The organism is Butyricicoccus porcorum, from assembly GCF_002157465.1.
Taxonomy (GTDB): domain Bacteria; phylum Bacillota; class Clostridia; order Oscillospirales; family Butyricicoccaceae; genus Butyricicoccus_A; species Butyricicoccus_A porcorum.
Genome location: NZ_NHOC01000014.1, coordinates 28084 through 53329 on the forward strand (window position 1 = coordinate 28084; position 25246 = coordinate 53329).

Here is a 25246-nt window from a genome sequence, read left to right on the forward strand (position 1 = left end):
TTATACTTCACTTGTCCACTTTTAACATACATCCAATTCGCAATTAACTGCAGGAAGAGATAATGAATGATCAATTGAGTATGAAGGGGTTTGTAGACCGCGAGGCAAAAGAGCAAGCAAAAAGCTGCAAAAAAACAGCCCCCCGAGTGGGAGGCCGCAGAAATAATAATCTGATTGACTTTGGAGGAGGATCACAAGAACGGGGCCTTGTAGGTCCTGTTTAAATCACCGGTTCAACCGGTGGTTTTGACTGAAAAAGATTTCTTATCTGTATTAGATCGTGACATAATCAATCTGTGTTCCACCCATGCCTAATGCTGTTTTGATACCGATGCCAGAATATTGAGCAAACGCACATAGGAGTTTCCATAGTTCCATCATTGGCGCTGCAAGTCTTGCTCCAAGTATCAGTTCTCCATTGAATCCAGGAATTGCTGTCTGTTTTAAACGATATCGGCTACTTCGAAGCTTATATTCACGGATGTGAATTCCCTGTAAGAGCAGTCGAAACGCATCCATATCTTGCATAGCACATTCCGGAAAAACAGCATTCCATTTGTCCATCAGGCTGTGAAGGATCAGTTCCTCGCTGGGGAAGATAGCATACCGTCCATTTGATTTAAATGATGTAGTATTCGGAAAGATCAGTTTGATCAGGTTTGCATCTGGACTATTCGCCGAGAATTCAAGCAACTCTTTCGCAGAAAAAGACGGATAGATTTCCTTTTTTACGATGGATATAGTCCCACCGTGCAGGTCAAGTGAATCCAAATCCATTAATACCGGCGCTGCCGATTCAATAGCTGTGTCCTGCAGCAGGGAAATCGTCCAGATACTCTGACCTGTTTCACGCTCAAAAGAGATGTACTGGCTGATACCAGTATATCCTTGCTCATGCAGAAGATCGACAAATACAGGTGGAAACTGCTCCAGTATGGCGGAATACATCCGGTATGACCAGAAGGAGGGAACCGGATTTCCGTTTTGTTGTTTGACTGTGAGTTTGAATTTCTGTATCATGACAATTCCACCCTGCATAAACCCAATGCATATTCTTCTCCCATATATTCCGTGAGCTTCTGTGTGTGCGGGGAGATACCGATGTTGTGATCGTTCTCGTGCCCATGCTTTTTAAAGCTTCGAGACAGAATATGGGAGACTTCTTTGACAGCTTTTTGGGGAGTGTCCTTGTAAAAGGGATATATCAGATTTTTGCTAAAAAATCCGCTGCCGCCACCGAGAATCAGAAACGAGTCGGCTGTATCATAGGCGCTTGGTTGCGGGAACTTTGCGTTGTAGGTTTTTCGATAAAAAGAATCGAAGCAATCAATCGCAGTTTGGATGGATTCCAACGTAATCTCATTTTTTAGGACTGACTGATCCAGAGTGATTTGGAAAGAAATCTTTGTTCCCGGAGCAACACACTGTCTGACCACATTGATCACATTCTCCTCGTTGTTGATCAGCAGATCAATCTTTCCACAGAGAATCATATCTTCTTCATCAATTGGCGCGCTATCAGAGATAGCAAGTCCTCGCATGATGCTATTGACGGCGTTGCTCTGCTTTGAGGTACAATGCAGTGTATGCAGATACTGTTCTTCAAGGTGCTCTGCCCATTTGCTGTCGGAAGAGTCCGTGCGGTCGAGCATTGTATCTCGCAGGAGCATGTCCGTCAGCAGAACTGTGCGTAGACATCCTTTGACAGAACTCCCAGGTATATATGCCCTTCCGTCGGGTAATTTGGCAAATGCTTGGATTTCTTTCAAAGAATGCGATTCATCGATTGCATCCGCGGCAGATACGGATTTTCCGGTAAAGCTGCCAATCTGCTCTTCAGATAATCTACATGTATGCTTCAGAAATGCACTGAGATTTTTATTTCCCGGACCTAAAATAAAAGCTTCATACCGATCGGTCAGATCGTTTTCTAACAAAAAACGGAAAAACCGGTTTTTATCGACAAAGGACACCAGCTTCCGGGAGGGATCAAACAGATATTCGGTCTTTTGGTAGCTGTCACCGGAGCCGACAAAAACTGGTGAAAGTGCAGTGAGTGTCAGCGTATATTCCTGCAAATGTGCGAGCGTTTTCATAGCGTCACCCCCAGAAAAATCGGTCTTCCATAACGGTAGATTTTATGTAATTCCGTTTGTCCGACTTCAAAGATGTCGCCGGAAAAGCGATACGTAAAGACGGAACCAGGGGAGAAAAGATATTGCGTTTTCTTTTTACGTAGCGAGCTATTGGAAGAAATCGGATGTGAAAAACCACCTCTGCGCAAAAGCTGAAAATTGCTGTTTTCCAGGGCATGATCCAATTCTCCGGCAGCAGGCAGTGCTGTGGATACAAGAAGACAGTGATTTGCGGCTTCGTTGTGGAGTGCCGTGTACAGCCAAACGGTGTCGTCATCGTATGGATCTTCCGGATCGTTTAACAAAATAGGATCATCCAACGTAAACTTGCCGTAACCTGAACTGCTTTTTCCTCCGATCCCACTGTAACCGAGAGCTTCTGCCAGAGTTTCGATTGTATCTTTTTCCTCGCTTGACTGATACTGCAGGATGAAATAGAGACCGGTGTTTTCCGCAAAGCAATACGCTCCAACAGCATAGGGGTTGGCATCTTCACTTTCAATCACAGCCGCGCGTTCTGTAGTAATATCTTTACCAAAGCTGCTCTTGTTTTTCGCATTCAGCCAGTCATATGCCCGTTCTCCGCGCAGGGCAGCCAGACAGCATTCCATTTCAGAAGCAGGAATCCATTCCGCTTTTTTCAATGCTTTTCTGTCACCGGACTGTAGCTCAAGCTTCTTTTTCGGAAGCCAATACGGACGGGGCAGATAAAAATGCTTCCGGTCAAAGGGCATGCAATCGGAAAGGCGAAGCCGATCCTGTTTGGCTGCATTGATCAGCCATTCTACTTTCTGTGTCCCACCGATAGAATAGGCCGCATGACACAGTGCGGAAAATAAAGTGTCTGCATGACAGGTCATTCCGCTGGTATCCAGACTGTGCGCCAGTTCGCTATCGCCGAAATGCACCGGAGAGGTAAAGGATAAATTAAACAGGCAGTAATTCATACGTTTCAACTTCCTTAAAGATATCCTCCAATGCAGAGGTGTCCAGGACTGCTTCAAAATTTTTCAGATGGAAATTTTGAAAGCTGACACGGCCGCTGCCGCGTGTGCCATGTCCGCCGAGATAATCCATTTGCAACAACTTCATGCCCTTTGCCAGCAGACGCATATCCTTTTCAGCATCCTCCTGTGAGCCCTGTACATCATAAACGATGCGGACAGCAAATTTTACGCCCGGAACAACACGCTCAATCTGCCGGGGATTTGCGACGCAATTTTTGCGGTTGATTGCATTTTCAAATTTAATTTCCGTCAGTCCAATGGAAGACAACTCCTCTTCGTTACAGACAAAGGCATCTGCAAACTGAAGCCGTGCAGTGCGGACAGGCTTGCTGGAACCGAATAATTTGCAGATTTCTTCTGCATCCTCATCAAAATCCGGCATATGTTCAATATCCTGATGAATGCTGCGCGACAGAAGCGTACGAAGCTTGCCTTTTAACGAGCTGCCTGGAACGATTGGCTTGCCGGAATAGGGATCACTGATAACCGGGCTATCCACTGTACCGATTGCAGAGAATACAGAACTTCCGCCGATGTGCATACCCGTGCGAACCAGCAGCTCGCATTCCAGAATCAATTTACCATACATGCAAAAGTTCCTCCTTTAATCTCGACCGCCGTAATACCGGTGATAGGCAACCAGCGCTTCCATATAATGAGCAAATTGGATGAATTTTTCACGATTCATCTGAATGCCCTTGATATATTCGAGCAGTTTGCTTTTTTCAACAAACGGTTTCACATCGCGCTCATCACGTCCTGCCTCATATAAAATGCGAATACGAAGCATTTGCAGCTTTGCATTGCTCTCTGGAAGCATAGTTTCTGCAGTCCGGCGACTCTCAACGTTATAAATATCACTCACAAGCGTCAAAATATTTCTAATTTTGCTTGTCGTGATGGAAAAACGCAGCCGGGATGGATTTTGGCGATCCGGCTGCCCGAGATGCTTCATAACTTGTTCCGCAGCATCTACATAGTCTTCCGGGACATCCAGCGGTTTGATTTCCGGAACAGCGGACGACTGTTCCTTCCTGTCATACCGCGGCCCGCTGCGATCATTTCTCTGCGGGCGGGAGGAACGGTTTCCGTAACTGTTGTATGTCATTCGTTTTTCTCCCCCGTTCTTGTCAGGTAAACATAAATATAAATTGCAGTAATCAGTTGCTTTCGATCCTCTGGCTGCATATACCAACGGTACATGTTTTCTGAAAAATTTTTATAGAGCCGTTGTGCATTTTTATCTTTTGTCGGTTCCATACGAGCGAGCAGATAGGCGAAACGGGCCAGATTGATCTGCTCGTTGCTGTTTCGCAGCAGGTCAAGCAGGCGGTATAGGAATGCCTTTCCTCTACCATTTTCCTGTTTTTTCTGTGCATCAAAGAAGGCTCGGAGCAGCTCAAACTTTTCTCCCATTACCTTTTCGGAAAAATCCGTCCAGGTATAGCAGAAATCCGGAGAAGCATCAAAAACAGTCACTGCATTTTTGCCCGGCTGCTGTTTGGAAAAAGCCTCCAACTCCTGCGACTTCGCCGCTGCGCGGCGAATGGGATCTTTGACATCGTGGATCAAAATACCAGCTGACAGTGTCAACGTGCCGCAGGTAAATTCCGCAAATTTGCTTTGTATTATCTGTGCTGCTTCCAGAATATCATTCCAAGCACCGACCAAAAAGACATCGTCACCGCCGGAATAAACAATCGTAACCGCAAGTCCATGCAGAATCGAATTGATATGATATTTAAAGAACAATGACATCTGTCTGGAAAAAGCTGCCGTACGCGACAGCGTCACGTATTGATATCGTTTCTCCGGTGACGGATGCTCCTGTTCAAAGCCTGCGACCAGTGCCATACCCAGATTATCCACATCCATACGGCAGACAGCATTCCGGGAAATACCAGTTGCTTTTTCTGCAAGTTCGTCCATGAGATTGCTGTCATGATAATCACCGATGTACAGCTTTGTGCTGTAGGTTAAGCCGGTATACAGCTTGTTTTTTGTATAAACCCGGACAATATTTGCAGATTCCGCAAGCAGCTTTCTTGCGCAGCCTTCGTCCGTTAATGTAACGGATACCACCCCGTCAATCGAAGGAAGAATAAGGTCAGCCTGTTCAGAGAAACCGCGGAATATTACATAAATATCCCGGTTTGCATCTTGAATCCGGGTAGACAGAGCCTCGAACCGGGTGCACCATCTGCACTTGCAGGCATCGCCACTGCCGGTTAAATGTGAGGTTATGCCACAGATTTTGCATTCCCTTCCATCTGTGGGAATTTTCCCGTCGTTAAGTTCACGCAGATCATCTGCTGAATAGCGGTGCATTTTATTCATGGAAATCGCATGGGAAACCCGTGCGAAAATCTCTTTATAAGGCGCCTGTTCGGCAGGCTGGTTGGTCAGCTCATTTGCAGTACATGCTGTAAAACCATCTGCCAGATACAATCGGGTTCCAAAATTTTGCCGGAGCCAAGTATTCAGCACCTGTTTTGTGTTGTGCAATGCGTCAATGGTTTTTGACGTGTTGGGCAGGAGCAGATAACAGTGTCCGCCGCCGCTGTACAGCAAATTGGCACGGGACAGACCACAGCCCTCCAGAACCTCATCAATATAATGCTCCATCAGCAGTTCCAGGAAAAAGGAACGGCTTCGCAGAGCCTTTAATGCTTTGGATGAAGCAATGGTATAGATAAAGCTCTGAATGCCGGAGAAATCAGCGGAATAGAGCAAAAATGCTTGTTCCTGCCAAAATACATCCTGATGTGTAAATAATCGCTTTTTGTAATCAGTTTCGTTCTGCTCCAGCAGATATTCGCTGATGCAGGCGCCAACTGCGGCGGTTATTTTTACATGGTCAAACAGAGAAATATCCGCACTTTCCTCTGTATTGGTACTGGAGGGCATGGAGCTTGTATATGCTTCCAAAAGGGAGAGCGCGGAATTCATCCACGGAGCCTCGATCACAATACCTTCCAGACCATGAAGCAGTTCACGCAGGAAAGCCTGATATTCCACGCTTGTGAGGTGGAAGGTGCCGAACGGCTTCGGCATGGTGCAGGTTTCATCCAGCCGCGTCAAAGGAAGTTCATAGTTCCGTGAATTTCCATTCATATGGCTGAACACAGCGGTCAGAGGTAAATCCCTGCGGAATTGCTGAGAATCGTTGTTCTCTTCTTTTTTTCTGCGGTCTGTCGCTGCTGCAATATTGTCTGCAAGATAGACAATATATGCCAGTGAATCCAGCGGTACAGAAGCCTGCTTCAAATCTCTGGCATGATGATATCGGACACCGTCCAAAATATCCGAATCGGTTACGATATCTTTCAGCAGGCGATAGCCGCTTTCACTGTGTGACCCGGTTTCTCCGGCGCGATATGCCACTTTACCGATATCATGCAACAGACTGCTGAAGGTAATCTTTACTGTTTGATGATTGAAATGCACAGGCAAGCACCTCTCTTTTGCACAAAAATCAACGGGTATATTATAGCAGGATTTATGCAGTTTTTCAACAAAATGTGCGAATATAGTAAAAATCTCCTGAAATTTTTCTGCCATCAGCGCGGTTCGCACTGATTTTTAACGCGTTTTCAGGAGGATTGACAGAAAAACTTGTGTTTGACTTTCAAACTGATTATAATAAAAGACAAGAAACTGCCGGAGAGTTTCATTCTTTTGGGCGATTTCTGCTGAACCAACTCATACCCCTGCGGGGGACGAAAAGTTGTGCAGATATAACAGTATGTGTATTTTTTCTGAACCAACTCATACCCCTGCGGGGGACGAAAACATGCAAAACCCTGACCGGCTTCCACGGTTCCAAGCGAACCAACTCATACCCCTGCGGGGGACGAAAACTCCCTTGCGTTCCCAATTTTCTACAGTTCTGCGTGGAGAACCAACTCATACCCCTGCGGGGGACGAAAACCTAAACGCCATCAAATAGTAATACAAGCGGAGAGGAACCAACTCATACCCCTGCGGGGGACGAAAACGTACCCTCCTTCAGGGAATTTCTCAGGGATTCGGGAACCAACTCATACCCCTGCGGGGGACGAAAACGAATCCAATACCATTCCTCCATGTTCCTTTCGGAACCAACTCATACCCCTGCGGGGGACGAAAATGCATTCTTCGGTTTCATAATCATTCTCCTTTCGAACCAACTCATACCCCTGCGGGGGACGAAAACGTTTTTGTGGCGAGGATGAAGTAACCGCAAAGGCGAACCAACTCATACCCCTGCGGGGGACGAAAACCAGGTTCTTCTGCCCCGGAAACAACTGCATCCGACGAACCAACTCATACCCTGCGGGGACGAAAACTTCACCGTTGTATGGTTGCTGTACTGATGCGCCGAACCAACTCATACCCCTGCGGGGGACGAAAACAATTGCCTGCCGCACACGTTCCACAGTTTTTTCCGGAACCAACTCATACCCCTGCGGGGACGAAAACCTGCATTGTGCAGATAACCATTGTGTATTTTTCTGAACCAACTCATACCCCTGCGGGGGACGAAAACCGGAACACCGCCCTGCTCCAGCGCCGCAATCCGGAACCAACTCATACCCCTGCGGGGGACGAAAACCAATCAAAACTTGAGCCGTTCTGTACGGCATAAGAACCAACTCATACCCCTGCGGGGGACGAAAACGGAAGCGAATAATCTGGAAATTGTATTATGAGGAACCAACTCATACCCCTGCGGGGGACGAAAACGGCACGCGGTCTTCAACTTTTTGAACGGATTGCCGAACCAACTCATACCCCTGCGGGGGACGAAAAGGCTTACTGATGTTGAAGTTACAGTAAAGCCCGCAGAACCAACTCATACCCCTGCGGGGGACGAAAACAGAGTATTTATCAATTTTATCTTTATTGATTCCGAACCAACTCATACCCCTGCGGGGGACGAAAAGAGCTTTGTTATCTGCTCGCTGGTTGTTTCTTCCGGAACCAACTCATACCCCTGCGGGGGACGAAAACTTGCACGTATCTTCGTGGCAGGCAATTCTGCCAAGAACCAACTCATACCCCTGCGGGGACGAAAAATTTCGTACTTCATATAAAACATCCTTTCTCACATGAACCAACTCATACCCCTGCGGGGGACGAAAAGCCAGAAAATACAGCGTGAATACCTGATACTGCTGAACCGACTCATACCCCTGCGGGGGACAACAAAAAAGCAGTGGTCTGCCTTGTTTGACAGATCACTGCTTTGCTCTTTTTATGGACTTGTATTACAGTCTTTGATAAATATACTCGTTGCAGGTGTCATAAATGCGGAACAACTTTGGATCGCACAGGTCTGCATAAATTTCCTGTATCAGAGCCTCCAGCTTTTCCACCAGCTTTTTGCTGCCGAAGCCAATGAGGTCATAAATATCTTGCTCTGTAGTATTGTTGAGGGTATGCGCTGCGGCATTTCGCTGGCTCTGGTTGAGCTTTTCCAATGCAGTAAACAGCCTTCCTTCTTCTGTGTCAGCCTTTCCGAGATAAGCCAGCAGTGCGTTACAGAACACAATGCTGATATCAGTATTATCACGGAAAATATTAAAGTGCTGATCCAGATATGTTTCCAGCGCAGGATGCAATGCGCGTATTTTGTCCCGACTGATCAGGACATGGCTCCCTTTGCGTATGGTAATTTGTCCACAGTCAAAGGAACAGATTTGCTTTAAATATGCCTGCTGCAGACGTAAAACCAGTGGATTTAATCGCAAAACAAAATTTGTCAGTGCACCAGTTTTCTGCATTAGTTCGAGACAGAGAAGATACTCTGATTCTTCCCGGTATGCCCGCTTTGTTGCCCAGCTTTTGCACGGACGCATTGGAAACAGGCAAAAGGGAACCGGAAGGTTTTCTGCAAGTTGTTCTGCTTGAGCGAAATCATAATCTGACCGGTGTGCCAGATGTCTGACCAGTTTCCGGCAGTCCGCCGGAATCGCATCCCGCATGGCTTCCAATGCTTTGTAATCGTATTGGTCAAGCATGGCTTTGACTCGCTGCCGTTCTTCATTTCTGCGGATCAAAAATAAATCAGGTTCACTGCAGCGGTTGGGCGAAGCATCGTCATCATCTTCATTTAATTCAATTTCAGCATGAATATCATAGTTATCCTCAGAACTTCGTTCAGAGGTTCCCGAACGTTGTTCAAAATTTTTCACCTGTATACCTTTTGTTCGATAACGCAGATCCATAGCCAGCAATGCCATTGTCATTTTCATCTGTGTCGAGCCGGAACTGAGATTTAACAGAATTTCTGCGTCAGGATACTGTGCACTCCAGTCTTTTACGATTTTCTGAAACGGCTCATAAAAGCTGTCAAATTCCGATACATCAACGGCATCTCCATCAATGCGATGAATTTCGGGATGATAGTCCGGATAACGCTGCTGGATACTCTCAAAAGCCAGCGCATATCGGTTATCTTTTGCATCATGAGCCTTCATTTCCGGGGATACATACATGACAACAGCATCCGGACGGTAATGCCGCATAATATGCAGCATCGCTCCGTCATGCATGCCGCGGATGGGGTCGGTGGTACCGACACAGGAAAACAATACTTTCATCCATTCTTCTCCTCTCTTACCCGTTTTCAATAATCTTACACCGCAGAAGGTCGTTCTTCAAGTGGTTCATATAGCTGCATAGTGAATAGTACGTGTAGCAGAAATGTGCTTTGCTACTGATGTATTGCAGCTTCCAAGCATGATTGTTTCAATATATGCTAAATCTATCTTTCTTGAAATACATGAAACAGATGTAAGTTTGAGTCGCATATGGTTGACTGGATTTGGAAAAAATCATTACGCCTCTAAAAATATGTTTAACCACAACGAGAATTTTGCGTTGGCATCTCTATCTCTGTATTGGATTAGCAGAGTTTTATGATAAGTTTGAAAACTCTCCGAATCCTCGACTAAAGCGAACAAGTGATATACGCAATACATTCGAGCACAAATATGTGAAAGTAACCAATGGAGAGATAGATGATCTTGCTCTGTATGTGACCTTTCTGCATTAACACTGGAATTGATGCATATTGTGCGAGAAACTATTATTTGTCTATCTCTGTGTGTTCATGTGGAGGACCAAAAGAAACGAAAAAAATGAAGGTAAATTCATTCCATCAATACCGATGATGGAATACGACTATAAGATGTATTTTTCCATAGTGCTAACCCCATGTGTTATTTCATTTCAGTAGTACCGAATGGCTTTGAGGTGAATTGGCCAGCGGAGGTCTGGCGCTCGACGGGGAACAATTCGTTCCCCGCCTCACCCTTTCAAAAACTCGCTAACAAATCGTTATCTAGTTTCCTGTCGATGGAAGTCCCAGGTCATGATTCCGCTCCATATGGGGTGCGGAGTCTCACCCCTATCTTGATCATCTGCTCTATATGCCCGTCCCACGCGATGAGACGGTCTGTAATGGCATATTTTCGATTGCGAATGGAATTACACGTTGAGAGAAAACTTCCCCTGAAGGCGTGTATGCGCCGTAATTCGTCATGGGTTTAGTCCTCCTGTTACTGTTCACTGTCTTGTTGCATTAAATTCCTCCAGCCAGTCTCGCTCCCAGTCTGCTAACGGGTCATCTAGGTGTGACTGTTGGTTTGCTGGAGATAGTGTAGGTGCGCCGCCACGCTGTATGTAGTCCTTCACCAGTGTTGCAGTGTATGCCGATGGGTGGTCTGGCTGTCGTGCAGCAGCATCGTCGATTGCCTGCTGTACCGCGCCATATGTCAGTCCCGCTTTGAGAGCGTCCTTCATAGCCGCCGCTAGCTGCTTAGATGGTGATGCATGAAACACCTGTGAAAAATAATTCACGAGGTCTTTTAATCTTGTATCCGTCTGTCCGTCTGCTTCTTGATTGAGAAAGTACTTGATTGTTTTAGTACTTTTTCTCTTAGTTTTTGATTCTTTCTTTACTTTATTACCGTCCTCATTCACCGTATTCGGATTTTCGGTACACGGTGATTCAGTACCCGGATCAGCAGTATACGAATCAGCAGAACACGATGTATCTGCTTCACCACAGTTGAGGTACGTGTTAAAGTCGGGATGCTCAAATACGACATATTCAATCTTGGCGAAACGTCCTTGCGCACGCGCCTGTTCCCGGCACACATATCCAAATTCTTCCAATTCACGCAATGTGCGTGCGATACTATCTTTTCCCTCCTTACAGATGCTTGCAAGGCCACGAACGGAGTAATCCCATTTATCCGGCAAAGACAAAATCATAGAGAGCAGTCCCTTTGCTTTCAAAGAGAGGCGCTTGTCTTTTAGGTGATAATTGCTCATTGCAGTATAGTTCTTATTCTTCTCAACGCGGATGACTGGCATTGTTCATTTCCTTTCGTCCTTTGCTATCTGACCACAAATTTGACCACATAGCCATGTGTATTACTTTGATTTGCTTTCAACGAGACGCTGTAAAACCGTCATTTGTTTGTTTTCAGATGGAGTAATAAAAAATATTTTTTTAACTTTTTAACAGGAGTAAATTTCGACTCCCCTCGTCTCCACCAAACAGCAGACGCTGACGGAACATGTTTGTTCGGTCAGCGTTTTTTCTTTCCCCGCGCATCCCCGCCTTTTCTAAATCCTGTCCGCTGCATTGCAATCCCTCAAGATTTGTTTTACAATAAAAAAAACAGTTTGGGAGGTATCGCTATGCTTCTAGTCGGCAACGGAACACTCATCACACGCAACGCGGACGCACCGTTTTATGCAGACGGCGCGGTCGCCATCGATGGCCGCACCATCGCCGCAGTCGGCGCGCTGGACGACCTGCGTGCCGCCTACCCGCAGGCAGAGTTCATCGACGCGAAGGGCGGTGTCATCATGCCCGCCTTCATCAACATGCACGAGCACATCTACAGCGCAATGGCGCGCGGCATGAGCGTCAAAGGCTATAACCCGCACGGCTTTCTGGACATTCTGGACGGCATGTGGTGGACCCTCGACCGCAATCTCGACCATGAGAGCACCTGGCTGAGCGCAATGGTCACCTATATCGACTGCATCAAAAATGGCGTGACAACAATTTTCGACCACCATGCGAGCTTCGGTAAGATCCGCGGCAGTCTGTTCCGCATCGAAGACGCTGCGAAGCAGGCGGGCATCCGTTCGTGCCTGTGCTATGAAATCTCGGATCGCGACGGACAGGACAAATGTGATGCCGCCATTCAGGAAAACGTCGATTTCATCAACCACGCCCGCGCAGACGACAGCGACATGATCGCCGGTATGATGGGCATGCATGCCAGCTTTACGCTGAGCGACCGCACGCTGGAGACCTGTGCCTCCGTTCTCCCGCCGGACACCGGCTATCACATCCATGTTGCGGAGGGCATCGAAGACCTGTACGACTGTCTCGAACAGCACGGCAAACGCATCATCGACCGCCTGATGGATTTTGACATGCTCGGCAGACAGACAATGTGCGCGCACTGTATCTACATCAATGACCACGAGATGGAGGTGCTGAAGCACACCGATACGATGGTTGTCCACAATCCGGAATCCAATATGGGCAACGCCTGCGGCTGTCCGCCCACGATGGAGCTGTACCACAAGGGTATTCTGACCGGACTCGGCACCGACGGCTATACGCACGACATGACCGAATCCTATAAAGTTGCGAACATCCTGCACAAGCACCATCTGCACAACGCACAGGCAGCATGGAGCGAAGTGCCGGATATGCTGTTCCACAACAACGCAGTCATGGCGAACCGATATTTTAAGCAGGAACTGGGTGTGCTGCGCGCGGGCGCGGCAGCAGATGTCATCGTCCTCGACTACAATCCGATCACGCCGATGGACGAAACCAACTGCAACGGACATATTCTGTTCGGCATGACCGGCCGGAGCGTCACGACCACCATCGCCGCCGGAAAAGTCCTTATGCGTGACCGCGTGCTCACCGGACTGGATGAGGAAAAAATCCTGTCCGATTCCCGCCAGTGTGCGCAAAAGCTGTGGAATCGCATCAACAGCGGGCGGTAATGCCGAAAAGCAAAAATTTTTGTGAATCCTAAAAATTTTTTTGAACAGTTGTACTGCATCGAGCGGCTATTTGTTCTCTTTTTTCGCCCCAATCCTCTTCTTTTTCGTCACTTTTTCCGATATTCCACCGATCCGTTTTTGTATATTTTATCCAATCATACCCGCAGCGGGCTTGAAAAAACTTGTTGACTTCCGTCAGGTGCTATGTTACTCTGTTAACAGAAAGTAAACAAAGAGGACTGTTCGATGGAGAGTAGCACGCAGTGCCGTTACTGCGGTTGTCTACTCTCTTGCAGTTTCTCAGCAGCTTCTCCTTTTCCCGGCGGTCAGGGATCTCTTTCCGGTCTGTTTTCTCCGCCTCCGCCGGAGGGGAAATTCATCATAAGGAGCGATTCAAATGAGTAAAAACACCAGGCCTGCGGAAGCCGGAACGCCGTATACCTTTTATGGCAAAATCCCGCTGAAGCAGGCAATCCCGCTGGGTCTTCAGCATGTCATGGCGATGTTTGTCGGCAACCTCACCCCGCTGATTATTGTCATGGGTGCCTGCGGTCTGACCACAGATTCCGGCTTCGGTGACCTGCGCACGGCGCTGCTGCAAAATGCCATGACCCTCGCCGGCATTGTCACGCTGGTTCAGCTGTTTTCCATCGGCCCGTGCGGCGGCAAGGTTCCGATTGTCATGGGCACCTCATCCGGTTTCCTCGGTGTATTCCAGAGCCTTGCGGCCACTCTGGGAACGGGCATACTGACCTATGGCGCAATCATGGGTGCATGCGTGGTCGGCGGCATTTTTGAAGGCATACTCGGTCTGTTCCTCAAACCGCTGCGCCGGTTCTTCCCGGCTGTTGTCACCGGCTGTGTGGTCATGTCCATCGGTCTTTCGCTCGTTCCGGTCGGCATCAATTACCTGTGCGGCGGCAACGGCGTCAACGACTACGGCTCCCTGTATAATATCGGCCTCGGCCTGCTGGTGCTCGTTGTCATTCTGGTGCTCAAGCATTTCACCAACCCGAAGAGCATGCTCAGCACCTCATCCATCCTGATCGGCATTCTGGTCGGTTATGTCGTCGCCATCATCATGACGCTGACCCTGCCGCACACCGGTGTCAATGCCGACGGCGTGGAATATACCTATGCATGGGTCGTCAATTTCGATCAGGTGAAAAATGCGTCCTGGTTTGCGCTTCCGAGCTTCATCGGCTTCGGCAAGCTGGCAGATATCCATCTGTCGTTCAGCATGCAGGCCATTCTCCCGATTGCCATCATGTTCATTGTAACGGCTGTCGAAACAGTCGGCGATATCTCCGGCTGCATCGAAGGCGGCATGGGGCGGGAGGCGACCGATTCCGAGCTGTCCGGCGGCGTTGTGTGTGACGGCCTCGGCTCCTCGCTGGCAGCTCTGTTCGGCGTGCTGCCGAACACCTCGTTCTCCCAGAACGTCGGTCTGGTCACCATGACCAAGGTTGTCAACCGTGTCGCACTGACCTGCGGCGCCATCTTCCTGATTCTCTGCGGCCTGTGCCCGAAGATCGGTGCATGTGTTTCCATCATGCCGCAGCCGGTGCTCGGCGGTGCCGCTGTCATCATGTTCGCATCCATTCTCGTTTCCGGCATTCAGCTGGTCACCCGCGATCCGATCGGTACCCGCGAAATTACCATCATTTCGGTTGCCCTCGGCCTCGGCTATGGCCTCGGCTCCACTGCGGGCGCAACCGGTCAGCTGCCCTATTACGTCCAGCTGATCTTCGGCGGCTCCGGTATTGTCCCGGCTGCCTTTGCAGCAATTCTGCTGAACATCATCCTTCCAAAGGACAAGAAAAAAGACGAAGCTGCGTAACCTGCACTTCAGAATCCATATGTGTTTCGACAGGGGCGCACAGCATGTGCGCCCCTGTTTGCATATCTGAGAGCTGTGTACAGAGGAGAGATTGGTTATGAAAACACTGTTACAGGGCGGAAGCATTGTCACCGCGTCCGGCGTCACCCGCGCCGACCTGCTGATCGACGGAGAAAAAATTGCAGCTATCGGCACCGGGCTGTGTGCAGACGGTGCGCCGACCGTCGATGTCTCCGGTCGGCTGCTGTTCCCCGGCTTCATCGACGGGCACACCCATATGAATCTCGCTGTTGCAGGCACGGTGACAGCGGATGATTTCGCCACCGGCACACAGGCCGCCATTGCGGGCGGCACGACAACCATTGTCGATTTCGGCACACAGTACAAAGGCGAAACGCTCCAGCAGGGACTGGACAACTGGCATGCGATGGCAGATGGCAAGTGCAGCTGCGATTACGGCTTTCACATGTCCATCGCGGACTGGAATGCCGGTGTGCGCAGTGAGCTGCCCGCAATGTTCGCGCAGGGCGTGAGCACCTTTAAGCTGTACCTGACCTATGACAACATGATGGTGGGCGACCGCGCGGTATATGAAATCCTCCGGGAGCTCGCCCCGATGGGCGGTATCTGCGGTGTTCATTGCGAGCACAACGAGGTCATCAAGGAATTGCAGGAGGAGGAGTTGCGCAAACCGGCTCCCGGTCCGCACTCCCATGCCGCCAGCCGCCCCGCTGCACTGGAGGCGGAGGCGATTTCCCGCCTGCTGCGCCTTGCACAGGTCGCACATGCCCCGGTATGGATTGTACATCTCTCGACAAAGGAAGGGCTGGAGGAAATCCGCCGTGCGCGCAGGCGCGGACAGACCGTCATTGCGGAAACCTGCCCGCAGTATCTGCTGATGGACGAGGGCATGCTCTCCCGCCCAGACGGAGACAAATTCATCTGCGCGCCTCCTCTGCGCACGAAGAAAGACCAGGACGCGCTGTGGGACGCACTCAAAACCGGCGAAATCCAGATTATCTCCACAGATCACTGTTCCTTCACGACCGAACAGAAAAAACTCGGCGCAGATGATTTCCGCAAAATTCCGGGCGGCCTGCCCGGCGTCGAGACGCGCGGCGTGCTGCTGTACACATTCGGCGTTTCCGAAGGACGGCTGACCCCTGCCGATCTGTGCCGTCTGCTGAGCGAAAATCCGGCAAAGCTGTTCGGCCTGTATCCAAAGAAGGGTGTGCTCGCACCCGGTTCGGACGCGGATATTGTCGTCCTCGACCCGAACCGCCCGTCGGTCATCTCCGCCGCCGCTCACCACAGTGCATCGGACTACGAGCCGCTGGAAGGTACGCCGCTCACCTGCTCGATTGACCGCGTTTATCTGCGCGGTACGCCCGCCGCACAGGACGGTGCGCTGACAGCCGGATGCATCGGCCGGTATCTCCCGCGCCGTCTTCCGGCATTCGGGGAAATTCGATAAAAATTTTTTAGATAACCTTAAATTTAATTTGATTTTTCATTGCATAATCCCCCACACCGTGCTACAATAGGAACAACTTACCACAAAGTCGCACAAGAAACCCACTGTTTTCTGGAATATTTTTGGAGGAATTACCCGCATGATAGATTTGACCCGCGAGGAAGACGCCCTTGCCTGCAACATCCAGACGGCAAGGGAAAACCACATCATCATTCCGACCATTGCACAGATGAAGAACCCGGAGACCGTGCCGGAAGCGATTCAGCAAAAGCTCAAGACGGTCGGCCTGTGGGACGTCAACCCGCTCAATCTGTTCCGCATCACGTGGAAAAATGAACCGAAAGAATCCGGCGGTCTGTTCCGCAGTGTGCCGAATTATATTGAGCTTCCGAGTGAACTGACCGGCGTGCCGTGCCGCATCATTGCGATGGTCGGCAAGTGGTTCCCAACCGGCTGCCACAAAGTCGGCGCATCGTTTGGTTGTCTGGCGCCGCGCCTGGTCACTGGACAGTTTAACGTCAAAAAGCACAAGGCGGTCTGGCCGTCCACCGGCAACTACTGCCGCGGCGGTGCATTCAACTCCAAGCTGCTCGGTGCGCAGGGCGTTGCCATCCTGCCGGCGGAGATGAGTCAGGAGCGCTTTGACTGGCTGCACTCCATCGGTGTCGAAGTGATCGCAACGCCGGGCTGTGAGTCCAATGTCAAGGAGATTTTTGACAAGACCAATGAGCTGAAGCAGGATCCGAGCTATATGATCTTCAACCAGTTCGAGGAAATGGGCAACCCGCTGTGGCATTACAACGTCACGGGCAACGCGCTGGCAGATGTCTTTGAAGCCGTCAAACGGCCGGGCGACCGCTTTGCGGGCGCATGCTTCACCTCCGGCTCTGCCGGAACGATGTCCACCGGTGACCGCCTCAAGGAGCTGTATCCACGGCTGAAGCTGGGCGTCGGCGAGGCACTCCAGTGCCCGACCATTCTGAATAACGGCTTCGGCGGCCATCGCATCGAGGGCATCGGCGACAAGCACATTCCATGGATTCACAACGTCAAAAATACCGACATGGCAATTGCCATCGACGATGAGGATTCCCAGCGCCTGCTGCGCCTGTTCAACACGCCGGAGGGACAGCAATACCTGCGCGAGGAACTGAAGCTGGACGACACGCTGATCGAACAGCTGACCTGGCTCGGCATCTCCGGCATCGCCAACGTCCTGTGCTGCATCAAGATGGCAAAATACTATGAGTTCACCGAGCGCGACATCGTCGGCACCGTCCTGACCGACTCCGCCGTCATGTACGGCAGCCGCATTGCCGAGCTGAACAGAGAATACGGCGCATACAGCTGCAACGACGCGCTGCTCGACCACAACCTGCACATGCTCGGTCTCAAGACCGACAACATGCAGGAGCTGACCTACCGCGATCGCAAGCGCGTGCACAACCTCAAGTACTACACCTGGGTCGAACAGCAGGGCAAGACCGCCGAAGAGCTGGATGCACTGTGGTACGACACTGAGGGCACCTGGGACACCGTACACGCACAGGCCGCCGACCTCGATGACCTCATCAATGAATTCAACGAGCGCACCGGTCTGCTCAAAGAACTGTAAGCGGAGGAGCTTTGGATGAAACAGGTGATTTCCGCCGTCTGCATCCACTGCGGGCATGAGGTCGAGGCAACACCTACGATCACAACCTGTCCGAAGTGCGGCGGCATTCTGGATATCAAATACGACTACAAATGGATTTCCGCGCATGTAACGCGGGAAACGCTGGAACGCCGTTCTGACCGCACCATGTGGCGCTTCCGCGAGTTCCTTCCGGTGGAAGGGACGGCTCGCCGCCCGCGGCTGCGCGTCGGCGGTTCCCCGCTGTATGACTGTCAGAACCTCGCCGACCGGCTCGGTATCCGCAAGTTATACGTCAAGGATGACGGCGTCAATCCGACCGCATCACTCAAGGACCGTGCCTCTGCTATGGCGGTCGTCAAGGCGGAAGAAGCAAGAGCGGACACCATCGCGTGCTCGTCCACCGGCAATGCGGCCTCCTCGCTCGCGGGCAATGCCGCCGCCGCAGGCTTCCGCACCTATATCTTCGTGCCGTCGCGCGCGCCGAAGGGCAAAGTCAGCCAACTGATGATTTTCGGCGCAAATGTCATTTCGGTCAAAGGCTCCTATGAGGACACCTTCCGCCTGTCAGCGGAGGCCATCGACCGCTGGGGCTGGTATAACCGCAATGCGGCGATCAATCCCTATCTGATGGAGGGGAAAAAAACCGTCGCGCTGGAAATCGCAGAACAGCTGAACTGGAACATGACGGATTATGTCGCCATTTCCGTCGGCGACGGCTGTACCATTTCCGGTGTCTGGAAGGGCTTTACCGATCTGTATGCGGCGGGCTTGATCGACAAACTGCCGCGGCTGATCTCTGTACAGGCGGAGGGCTGCTGCCCGCTCAACCGCGCCATCCAGACAGACACCGCATGGGAGCCGATGGAGGAGAACACAATTGCGGATTCCATCGCCGTCGGCGTGCCGCGCAACCCCGACAAGGCGCTGCGTGCCATTCGTGAATCCAACGGCATCTGCGTCAATGTCTCCGACGAGGAAATTCTCGCCGCGATGCGCCTGCTCGGCAGGACATGCGGCGTGTTCGGTGAACCTGCCGGTGTCACCGGCACAGCGGGTGTAAAAAAAGCCGTGGAGCTCGGCCTGATCCCGTCTGACGCGACAGTGACCAGCGTTGTTACCGGCAATGGGCTGAAGGACACCGCAAATGCCATTGCAGCTGCGGGAGAACCCATCGCCATCGCACCGGATATGGATCTGCTGCTTGAGGCATTCCGCAAAACCGGCGGCCCGCAGTAAATCCCCACAAAAACTTTACAGCAATTCCGACAAGGGTGTTGGCCTGCATGCGGTGCGATGGATTCCATTGGCGCTGCCGTGCGCGGTCCGCACCCTTGTTTTCGCTCCCCGTCTGGAATATCCGACGGGAGCATGGTATACTGTTATTACAATCTGTAACTTCATGGCTTTATTCAGAAAAGGAGGCTGCTGCATGTTTACCGTAACCATAAACGAGCAGACATACCAGTCCACAGCGGACAAATCCCTGCTCCGTTTTCTGCGCGACGACCTGCACCTGACCGCTGCAAAGGACGGGTGCAGTGAGGGCGCCTGCGGCGCCTGCACCGTAATCATAGACGGCGAAACCGCACGTGCCTGCGTCTGGAAGCTGTCACAGCTCACAGGCAAAGCTATCACAACCATTGAGGGACTGACCCCGCGCGAACAGGAGGTCTATGCCTATGCATTCGCAGAGGCGGGCGCTGTCCAGTGCGGATTCTGTATTCCGGGCATGACACTGTGCGGCAAAGCACTCATCGACCGCATCCCCGACCCGACCGATGAACAGATTGCCTACGCCATCCGCGACAATTATTGCCGCTGTACCGGCTATGTGAAAATCAAAGCCGCCATCCGGCTCGCGGCAAAGCTCATTCGCGAAAACCTGCCGGTTCCGGAGCGGACAGCGTGCACCGGTATCGGCACACGCACCCAGCGCATTGACGCGCGTGAAAAAGTGCTCGGTACGGGCAAATATCCCGATGATCTGTATCTCGACGGCATGCTGATGGGCGGCGCTGTGCGCGTCCCCTATGCCCGCTGCCGTATCCTCGATATCGACGTATCCAAGGCACAGGCGTTGCCGGGTGTGCGCGGCATTTACTTTGCCGAGGACATCCCCGGCTCCAATGTCACCGGCCACATCATGCAGGACTGGACGGTACTCGTCCCGCGCGGCGGCATCAGCCACACCATCGGTGACGCGGTCTGCCTGATTGCAGCGGACGACGACGAAACGCTGCAAAAAGCGAAAAAGCTGGTTCGTGTCACGGCCGAAGAGCTTCCCGGTGTATTCAGCCCGGTGGAGGCAATGGCAGACGGCGCGCCCATTGTCCACGAAGGGCATGCGGACAACATCCTGTCGCACCAGCATCTCGTGCGCGGTGATGTCGAACTGGAAATTGCCCGCGCGCCGCACGTCGTCACCCGCCACTACTCCACGCCGTGGACAGAGCATGCCTTCCTCGAGCCGGAATGTGCGGTCGCCATTGCAGATAAAACTACCGGCGAATGCACCATTTACTCGACCGACCAGGGCGTTTACGCGACCCAGCACGAATGCTGCAATATCATGGGCGTGAAACCCGACCAGATGCACGTGGTCAACATGCTGGTCGGCGGCGGCTTCGGCGGCAAGGAGGATCTGACGGTACAGCATTACGCCTGCATTATGGCATGGCACACCGGTAAGCCGGTCAAAATGCGTCTGTCCCGCCAGGAATCGCTGATGATCCATCCGAAGCGCCATTCGATGGAAATCGACATGACGACCGCCTGTGACGACAACGGCTATATCAAGGCAGTCAAGGCAACCGTCATTTCAGACACCGGCGCCTATGCGTCGCTGGGCGCACCGGTTTTGCAGCGCGCCTGCACCCATGCCGCCGGGCCGTACAACTTCCAGAATATCGACATCGACGGCATCGCCGTCTATACCAACAACCCGCCCGCCGGTGCGTTCCGCGGCTTCGGTGTCACGCAGACCTGTTTTGCATCCGAAAGCAACCTCAATCTGCTGGCGGAGATGGTCGGCATTACCCCGTGGGAAATCCGGTTCCGCAACGCCATTCGCCCCGGACAGGTGCTGCCGAACAACCAGGTGGCCTTTCCCGGCACTGCGCTCGCAGAAACGCTGCTCGCGGTCAAGGACGTTTTCGACGCAAACCGCGGGCACGTCGGCATCGCCTGCTGCATGAAAAACGCGGGCACGGGCGTCGGTCTGGCCGACTGGGGCCGCTGCCGCCTGACAGTCGAGGACGGCAAAGTCTACATCCGTTCGGGTGCCAGCTGCATCGGGCAGGGACTCGGCACGATTCTGACCATGGTCGCCATCGAGTGCACACAGCTGGACGAAAGTCAGATTGTTTATGTCCCGGCGGAGACCATCAACGCTCCCGACTCCGGTGTGACCTCCGGCTCGCGCCAGACACTCGTCACCGGCGAAGCGCTGCGCCGCGCCTGTGAACTGCTCAATCGTGATCTCAAAAATTACCGCTCGCTGAAAGCACTGAACGGCAAGGAATACCTCGGCACGTATCTCGCCAAGACCGACAAGATGGGGTCAATCAAGAAAAACCCGGTTTCGCATGTCGGTTACGGCTACGCGACCCAGCTCGCTGTCGTCGACCCGGAAACGCGCCGTATTTCCCAGATTTATGCCGCACACGATGTCGGGCGCGCCATCAACCCGCTCAACGTCGAGGGGCAGATTGAAGGCGGTGTTTTGATGGGCATGGGCTACGCCATACAAGAGCGCTTTCCGCTGGAAAACGGCATTCCGAAGGTCAAATACGGTTCGCTGCGCGTACCGCGTGCGCTTGAAGCGCCGGAAATCATTCCGATCATCGTCGAACAGAACAAAGAAAAACTCGCGCTCGGCGCCGTCGGCTGCGGCGAAATCACATCCATTCCGACTGCCCCGGCCATTGCAGGCGCCTATTATGCGCTCGACAAACAGCTGCGCACCGCACTGCCGCTGGAAAACACGCCGTATGCGCCGAAGGAAAAGCTGCCATATACCGCACTTGTCCTGCAGAATGGTGATATCCTATTCGACCCGGAAACCTGTATCTTCTGCGGCATGTGCATGCGCGGCTGCCCGGCAGAAGCAATTTGCGTCAGCCGGTCGGACAAATCGTGGGCAATGGATCCGGATGCCTGCCTGCACTGCGGCATGTGCATCTCTCACTGCCCGAAGCACTCCCTTTCTTTTTTCCACAAATAGCCACGTCCAAAGGAGGCGTATCCATATGAGCATTGAAATGAAGCCAATCCCGTTTCGAGCGCTGCTCGACCAGGCATGGAAGGAATACCGGTTCAAGGGAACAATGTTCGGCGTGCCTGCCACTTCTATCATCGTATTCCGCAATTATGCACCGCTGTTTGGCAAGACGCTGAACAGCCCGGTCGGCCCGGCGGCAGGCCCGCACACCCAGCTCGCACAAAACCTGATTGCGGCCTATGCCGCAGGCGGACGATTTTTCGAGCTCAAGACGGTACAAAAGCTGTGGGGCGACCAGCTCGGCATCCAGCGCCCGTGCATCTATGTACGCGACGAAGCCTACAACACGGAATGGTCGACGGAGCTCAGTCCGGAGCAGGCCGCAGCGGAATACATCAAGGCATGGATTGCCATCAAGATTCTGCTGAAGGAATTCCGGCTCGGTGAACCGGATGCCTTTGTGTTCAACATGTCGGTCGGCTATGACCTCGAGGGCATCAAAAGCCCATCGGTCGATGCATTCATCGAAACCATGAAGGACGCCTCCTCCTCCCCGGTCTGGAAGGCATGCATTGCGGAGGCGAAGGATATGATCTTCGATGTGGTAGATGACGACTATATCGATTCCATCTCGCCGCACATCAGCAACAATGTCACGATTTCCACAATGCACGGCTGTCCGCCGGAGCAGATTCAGGCAATTGCCGAATACATGCTGCGGGAAAAGGGGCTGCACACCTATGTCAAATGCAATCCGACACTGATCGGCTACGACAAGGCGCGCGAACTGCTGGACAATCTGGGTTATACCGACGTGGAATTTGGCCGCGAGCACTTTGAGCACGACATGCAGCTGCCGGACGCAATCACCATGATTGGCCGCCTGCTGGAGGTCGCGGAATCGCTCGACCTGCGCTTCGGTGTCAAGCTGACCAACACCTTCCCTGTCAAAATTACGCACGGTGAACTGCCGGGCACGGACATGTACATGTCCGGCAAGGCGCTGTTCCCGCTGTCCATGCACACGGCGGCGCTGCTGTCTGAGGCGTTTGAAGGCTGTCTGCCGATTTCATATTCCGGCGGCGCAGACATCGACAACATCGACAAAATCTATTCGACCGGTATTTATCCGATTACCGTCGCCACTGTCCTGCTCAAGCCGCACGGCTATCAGAACCTGCGCAAGCTGGTGGAAAAGTGCGCAAACATCAAACCGGATTTTTACGGCATTGACACGGCGCGTGTCCGCGAGCTGGCAGAGCGCAGCACGGCCGACGACCATCTCCGCCGCAAGCCGCGCAAAATTGCCGCCGGACAGACACCGCCGTTCGCCTGCGGGTGCTGTACGACCTGCGTTGATGTCTGCCCGAACCGCGCAAATTATTTCATCGACGGTTTGCAGAAAAAGGTCATCCATCTGGACGGCCCGTGCAACGACTGCGGCAATTGTGCAAGCCTGTGCCCCTTCGGCTTCACGCCGTATGCCGATAAATTCGTGCTGTATCCCGACGTAGAAACACTGAAACAGAGCGAGCGCGATGGCTTTGCCATCACCGACAGCGGCTATTTTGTCCGCTATTCGGGCACGCTGGGCACCGATACCAGCAGCCTGCCTGCCGAGGTGATCGAACTGATGGACGCCGTCCGCACGATGCACCTCGCCACGTAATCCGCGCAAAAAAGCAGACGCCCAAAAGGGCGTTCAACACAGGGATTTTACAGAACAAGTAAAATATGAGTGCTGACAGCCCTCAAGCGGAGCAAAAAGAATGACCACAGCATTGGCAATCGCCTCTGTTGTGGTCATTTTCGTTATTATTGACTTACGAGTATCGTTACTATTGGGCCTGTAATCGCAGCAATCATAGCGACAGCTGCGATAATCATCATGATAGTATTGTATCTTCTACTGCTTTTCAAATCCTCTTGAGCAGCTTTGTATGACTCCGCCTGAGCATCATACATTTCCTTTAATTTATTATAATTATCAGCCAGCAGTTTATTCTGTTCAACAAGTATATTTATCTGCTGAGTTGTAAGATTATTTTGCTCCTCGATTTTCCTTTTAATATCACCCATTATAGTATCTTCCGGATCTATAATTGGAAGTTCAGGCATTTCAATTTTAGGATATATCGGTTCAGGCATAGCAATACGTGATATGTCAATAGGTTTGAAAGATGCTGATAAGTTTTTTAACGCATCAAAATCCATTCTTTAATCCTCCTTTTTTGCACCATACGGAGTTTTTCCATCCGCAACCATAAGCGGTGCCTGTGGAGCAAAATCGTATGTAATAACCTTTTCTCTTACGGTTCATCGGAGAACTTAACAGAACCACCAATACCGAAGTATTTCTCAAAGAAAGCTTTCAGCTTGCTGATTACACCTTCTTTTTCTTTGCTCTGTTACCGCCACCGAAACGGCTGACAGGAGGAAGGATTTTTTCGATGTCCGTACCGACAATCTTGATTTCACCTTCTCGGAAAGAGTTATCGAGGAACTTACGGGTTTCAGCCTCTTTCAGCTTTTCTTCCTTGATGATGGCAACCAGATCCTGTTCACGCTGTTCTGCAACGAAATCATGCCATTCGGTCATGACATCTTCAACATCATTGATACCTGCGATGAAGGTTTCAATAAGCGCCTTCTTGCTACGCAGCTCAGGGCTGGCATCGATAGCCTTTTTGATGGTGATAAGGACTTCCTTATCCTCACAATGGGTATCGTGATACTTCTTCACGAGCATGAGGATATAGTCGATGTTGATTTCAATCTGCTTGATGAGTTCAACTTCAAATACAATATCGTCTGTGATGTCGGTGCTATCACCGCCTTCTTCCTCACGTTTGCGTTTCCATTCATCACSMMSATCCTGGTATCTGCCGAGGTAGTCCTGAAGA

Annotated in this window: 17 protein-coding genes and 2 CRISPR repeat arrays; of the genes, 7 read left to right on the top strand and 10 right to left on the bottom strand. The window is 51.6% G+C overall.

From position 1 onward, the window contains the following. Nucleotides 1-273: 273 nt before the first annotated feature. The 8 genes from cas6 to CBW42_RS12445 form a co-directional block, all read right to left on the bottom strand. Nucleotides 274-1020 carry a CRISPR system precrRNA processing endoribonuclease RAMP protein Cas6 gene (gene cas6 / locus CBW42_RS12410; protein ID WP_165761178.1) on the bottom strand — a complete coding sequence of 249 codons (747 nt, stop codon included), beginning with the start codon at nt 1018-1020 and terminating at the stop codon, nt 274-276. After that, nucleotides 1017-2096 carry a type III-A CRISPR-associated RAMP protein Csm5 gene (gene csm5, locus CBW42_RS12415; RefSeq protein ID WP_087022094.1) on the bottom strand — a complete coding sequence of 360 codons (1080 nt, stop codon included), beginning with the start codon at nt 2094-2096 and terminating at the stop codon, nt 1017-1019. Before csm5 ends, cas6 begins: the two co-directional genes overlap by 4 nt. Further along, the gene (gene csm4 / locus CBW42_RS12420) at nt 2093-3082 is read right to left on the bottom strand and encodes a type III-A CRISPR-associated RAMP protein Csm4 (protein WP_087022098.1); all 990 of its coding nucleotides are present in this window, start codon (nt 3080-3082) and stop codon (nt 2093-2095) included. The genes csm5 and csm4 overlap by 4 nt, the downstream gene beginning before the upstream one ends. Then, on the bottom strand, nt 3063-3731 hold the full coding sequence (gene csm3, locus CBW42_RS12425; protein WP_087022100.1) for a type III-A CRISPR-associated RAMP protein Csm3: 669 nt from the start codon (nt 3729-3731) through the stop codon (nt 3063-3065). Before csm3 ends, csm4 begins: the two co-directional genes overlap by 20 nt. Nucleotides 3732-3746: 15 nt before the next feature. After that, on the bottom strand, nt 3747-4148 hold the full coding sequence (csm2, locus tag CBW42_RS12430; RefSeq protein ID WP_330395863.1) for a type III-A CRISPR-associated protein Csm2: 402 nt from the start codon (nt 4146-4148) through the stop codon (nt 3747-3749). A gap of 98 nt (nt 4149-4246) precedes the next feature. Continuing rightward, the gene (gene cas10 / locus CBW42_RS12435) at nt 4247-6589 is read right to left on the bottom strand and encodes a type III-A CRISPR-associated protein Cas10/Csm1 (RefSeq protein ID WP_165761179.1); all 2343 of its coding nucleotides are present in this window, start codon (nt 6587-6589) and stop codon (nt 4247-4249) included. Nucleotides 6590-6836: 247 nt separating this feature from the next. Continuing rightward, a CRISPR array of direct repeats spans nt 6837-7404; the repeat unit is 32 nt; unit sequence GAACCAACTCATACCCCTGCGGGGGACGAAAA. A gap of 99 nt (nt 7405-7503) precedes the next feature. Further along, a CRISPR array of direct repeats spans nt 7504-8332; the repeat unit is 32 nt; unit sequence GAACCAACTCATACCCCTGCGGGGGACGAAAA. Nucleotides 8333-8391: 59 nt separating this feature from the next. After that, on the bottom strand, nt 8392-9726 hold the full coding sequence (csm6, locus tag CBW42_RS12440) for a type III-A CRISPR-associated CARF protein Csm6 (RefSeq protein ID WP_087022107.1): 1335 nt from the start codon (nt 9724-9726) through the stop codon (nt 8392-8394). A gap of 967 nt (nt 9727-10693) precedes the next feature. After that, nucleotides 10694-11506 carry a helix-turn-helix domain-containing protein gene (locus CBW42_RS12445; RefSeq protein WP_087022110.1) on the bottom strand — a complete coding sequence of 271 codons (813 nt, stop codon included), beginning with the start codon at nt 11504-11506 and terminating at the stop codon, nt 10694-10696. Nucleotides 11507-11836: 330 nt separating this feature from the next. On the opposite strand from CBW42_RS12445, the gene ssnA reads away from it, so the two are divergent. From ssnA to CBW42_RS12480, 7 genes are all read left to right on the top strand, one after another. Continuing rightward, the gene (gene ssnA, locus CBW42_RS12450; protein WP_087022113.1) at nt 11837-13174 is read left to right on the top strand and encodes a putative aminohydrolase SsnA; all 1338 of its coding nucleotides are present in this window, start codon (nt 11837-11839) and stop codon (nt 13172-13174) included. 397 nt (nt 13175-13571) lie between these two features. After that, nucleotides 13572-15014, top strand: a complete 1443-nt coding sequence (locus tag CBW42_RS12455; protein WP_087022116.1) for a uracil-xanthine permease family protein — start codon at nt 13572-13574, stop codon at nt 15012-15014. Between the two features lie 97 nt (nt 15015-15111). Then, complete coding sequence (hydA, locus tag CBW42_RS12460; protein ID WP_087022119.1) at nt 15112-16488, top strand: dihydropyrimidinase; 1377 nt, start codon at nt 15112-15114, stop codon at nt 16486-16488. 139 nt (nt 16489-16627) lie between these two features. Beyond that, nucleotides 16628-18103: a pyridoxal-phosphate dependent enzyme gene (locus CBW42_RS12465; protein WP_087022122.1), complete on the top strand. Its 1476-nt coding sequence runs from the start codon at nt 16628-16630 to the stop codon at nt 18101-18103. Between the two features lie 15 nt (nt 18104-18118). Continuing rightward, the gene (gene thrC, locus CBW42_RS12470; protein WP_087022125.1) at nt 18119-19360 is read left to right on the top strand and encodes a threonine synthase; all 1242 of its coding nucleotides are present in this window, start codon (nt 18119-18121) and stop codon (nt 19358-19360) included. Between the two features lie 193 nt (nt 19361-19553). Further along, a complete protein-coding gene (xdh, locus tag CBW42_RS12475) occupies nt 19554-22346 on the top strand; it encodes a selenium-dependent xanthine dehydrogenase (protein ID WP_087022128.1) in 2793 nt (930 codons plus the stop codon). 25 nt (nt 22347-22371) lie between these two features. Next, nucleotides 22372-24012, top strand: a complete 1641-nt coding sequence (locus CBW42_RS12480) for a hypothetical protein (RefSeq protein WP_087022131.1) — start codon at nt 22372-22374, stop codon at nt 24010-24012. Between the two features lie 146 nt (nt 24013-24158). Here CBW42_RS12480 and CBW42_RS12485 read toward each other — a convergent pair whose 3' ends face one another. Then, nucleotides 24159-24557: a hypothetical protein gene (locus CBW42_RS12485; protein WP_087018644.1), complete on the bottom strand. Its 399-nt coding sequence runs from the start codon at nt 24555-24557 to the stop codon at nt 24159-24161. Between the two features lie 169 nt (nt 24558-24726). Continuing rightward, on the bottom strand, nt 24727-25246 hold a 520-nt coding region (locus CBW42_RS12490; RefSeq protein ID WP_407922978.1), incomplete at its 5' end, for a type I restriction endonuclease subunit R, EcoR124 family.

What these genes read in the sequence shown, in the direction of transcription:
- csm5 (WP_087022094.1), bottom strand. Translation starts at nt 2,096, where the DNA reads ATGAAAACGCTCGCACATTTGCAGGAATATACGCTGACACTCACTGCA.
- hydA (WP_087022119.1), top strand. Translation starts at nt 15,112, where the DNA reads ATGAAAACACTGTTACAGGGCGGAAGCATTGTCACCGCGTCCGGCGTC.
- CBW42_RS12465 (WP_087022122.1), top strand. Translation starts at nt 16,628, where the DNA reads ATGATAGATTTGACCCGCGAGGAAGACGCCCTTGCCTGCAACATCCAG.
- CBW42_RS12455 (WP_087022116.1), top strand. Translation starts at nt 13,572, where the DNA reads ATGAGTAAAAACACCAGGCCTGCGGAAGCCGGAACGCCGTATACCTTT.
- CBW42_RS12485 (WP_087018644.1), bottom strand. Translation starts at nt 24,557, where the DNA reads ATGGATTTTGATGCGTTAAAAAACTTATCAGCATCTTTCAAACCTATT.
- xdh (WP_087022128.1), top strand. Translation starts at nt 19,554, where the DNA reads ATGTTTACCGTAACCATAAACGAGCAGACATACCAGTCCACAGCGGAC.
- csm3 (WP_087022100.1), bottom strand. Translation starts at nt 3,731, where the DNA reads ATGTATGGTAAATTGATTCTGGAATGCGAGCTGCTGGTTCGCACGGGT.
- ssnA (WP_087022113.1), top strand. Translation starts at nt 11,837, where the DNA reads ATGCTTCTAGTCGGCAACGGAACACTCATCACACGCAACGCGGACGCA.
- csm4 (WP_087022098.1), bottom strand. Translation starts at nt 3,082, where the DNA reads ATGAATTACTGCCTGTTTAATTTATCCTTTACCTCTCCGGTGCATTTC.
- csm6 (WP_087022107.1), bottom strand. Translation starts at nt 9,726, where the DNA reads ATGAAAGTATTGTTTTCCTGTGTCGGTACCACCGACCCCATCCGCGGC.
- cas6 (WP_165761178.1), bottom strand. Translation starts at nt 1,020, where the DNA reads ATGATACAGAAATTCAAACTCACAGTCAAACAACAAAACGGAAATCCG.
- thrC (WP_087022125.1), top strand. Translation starts at nt 18,119, where the DNA reads ATGAAACAGGTGATTTCCGCCGTCTGCATCCACTGCGGGCATGAGGTC.
- CBW42_RS12445 (WP_087022110.1), bottom strand. Translation starts at nt 11,506, where the DNA reads ATGCCAGTCATCCGCGTTGAGAAGAATAAGAACTATACTGCAATGAGC.
- CBW42_RS12480 (WP_087022131.1), top strand. Translation starts at nt 22,372, where the DNA reads ATGAGCATTGAAATGAAGCCAATCCCGTTTCGAGCGCTGCTCGACCAG.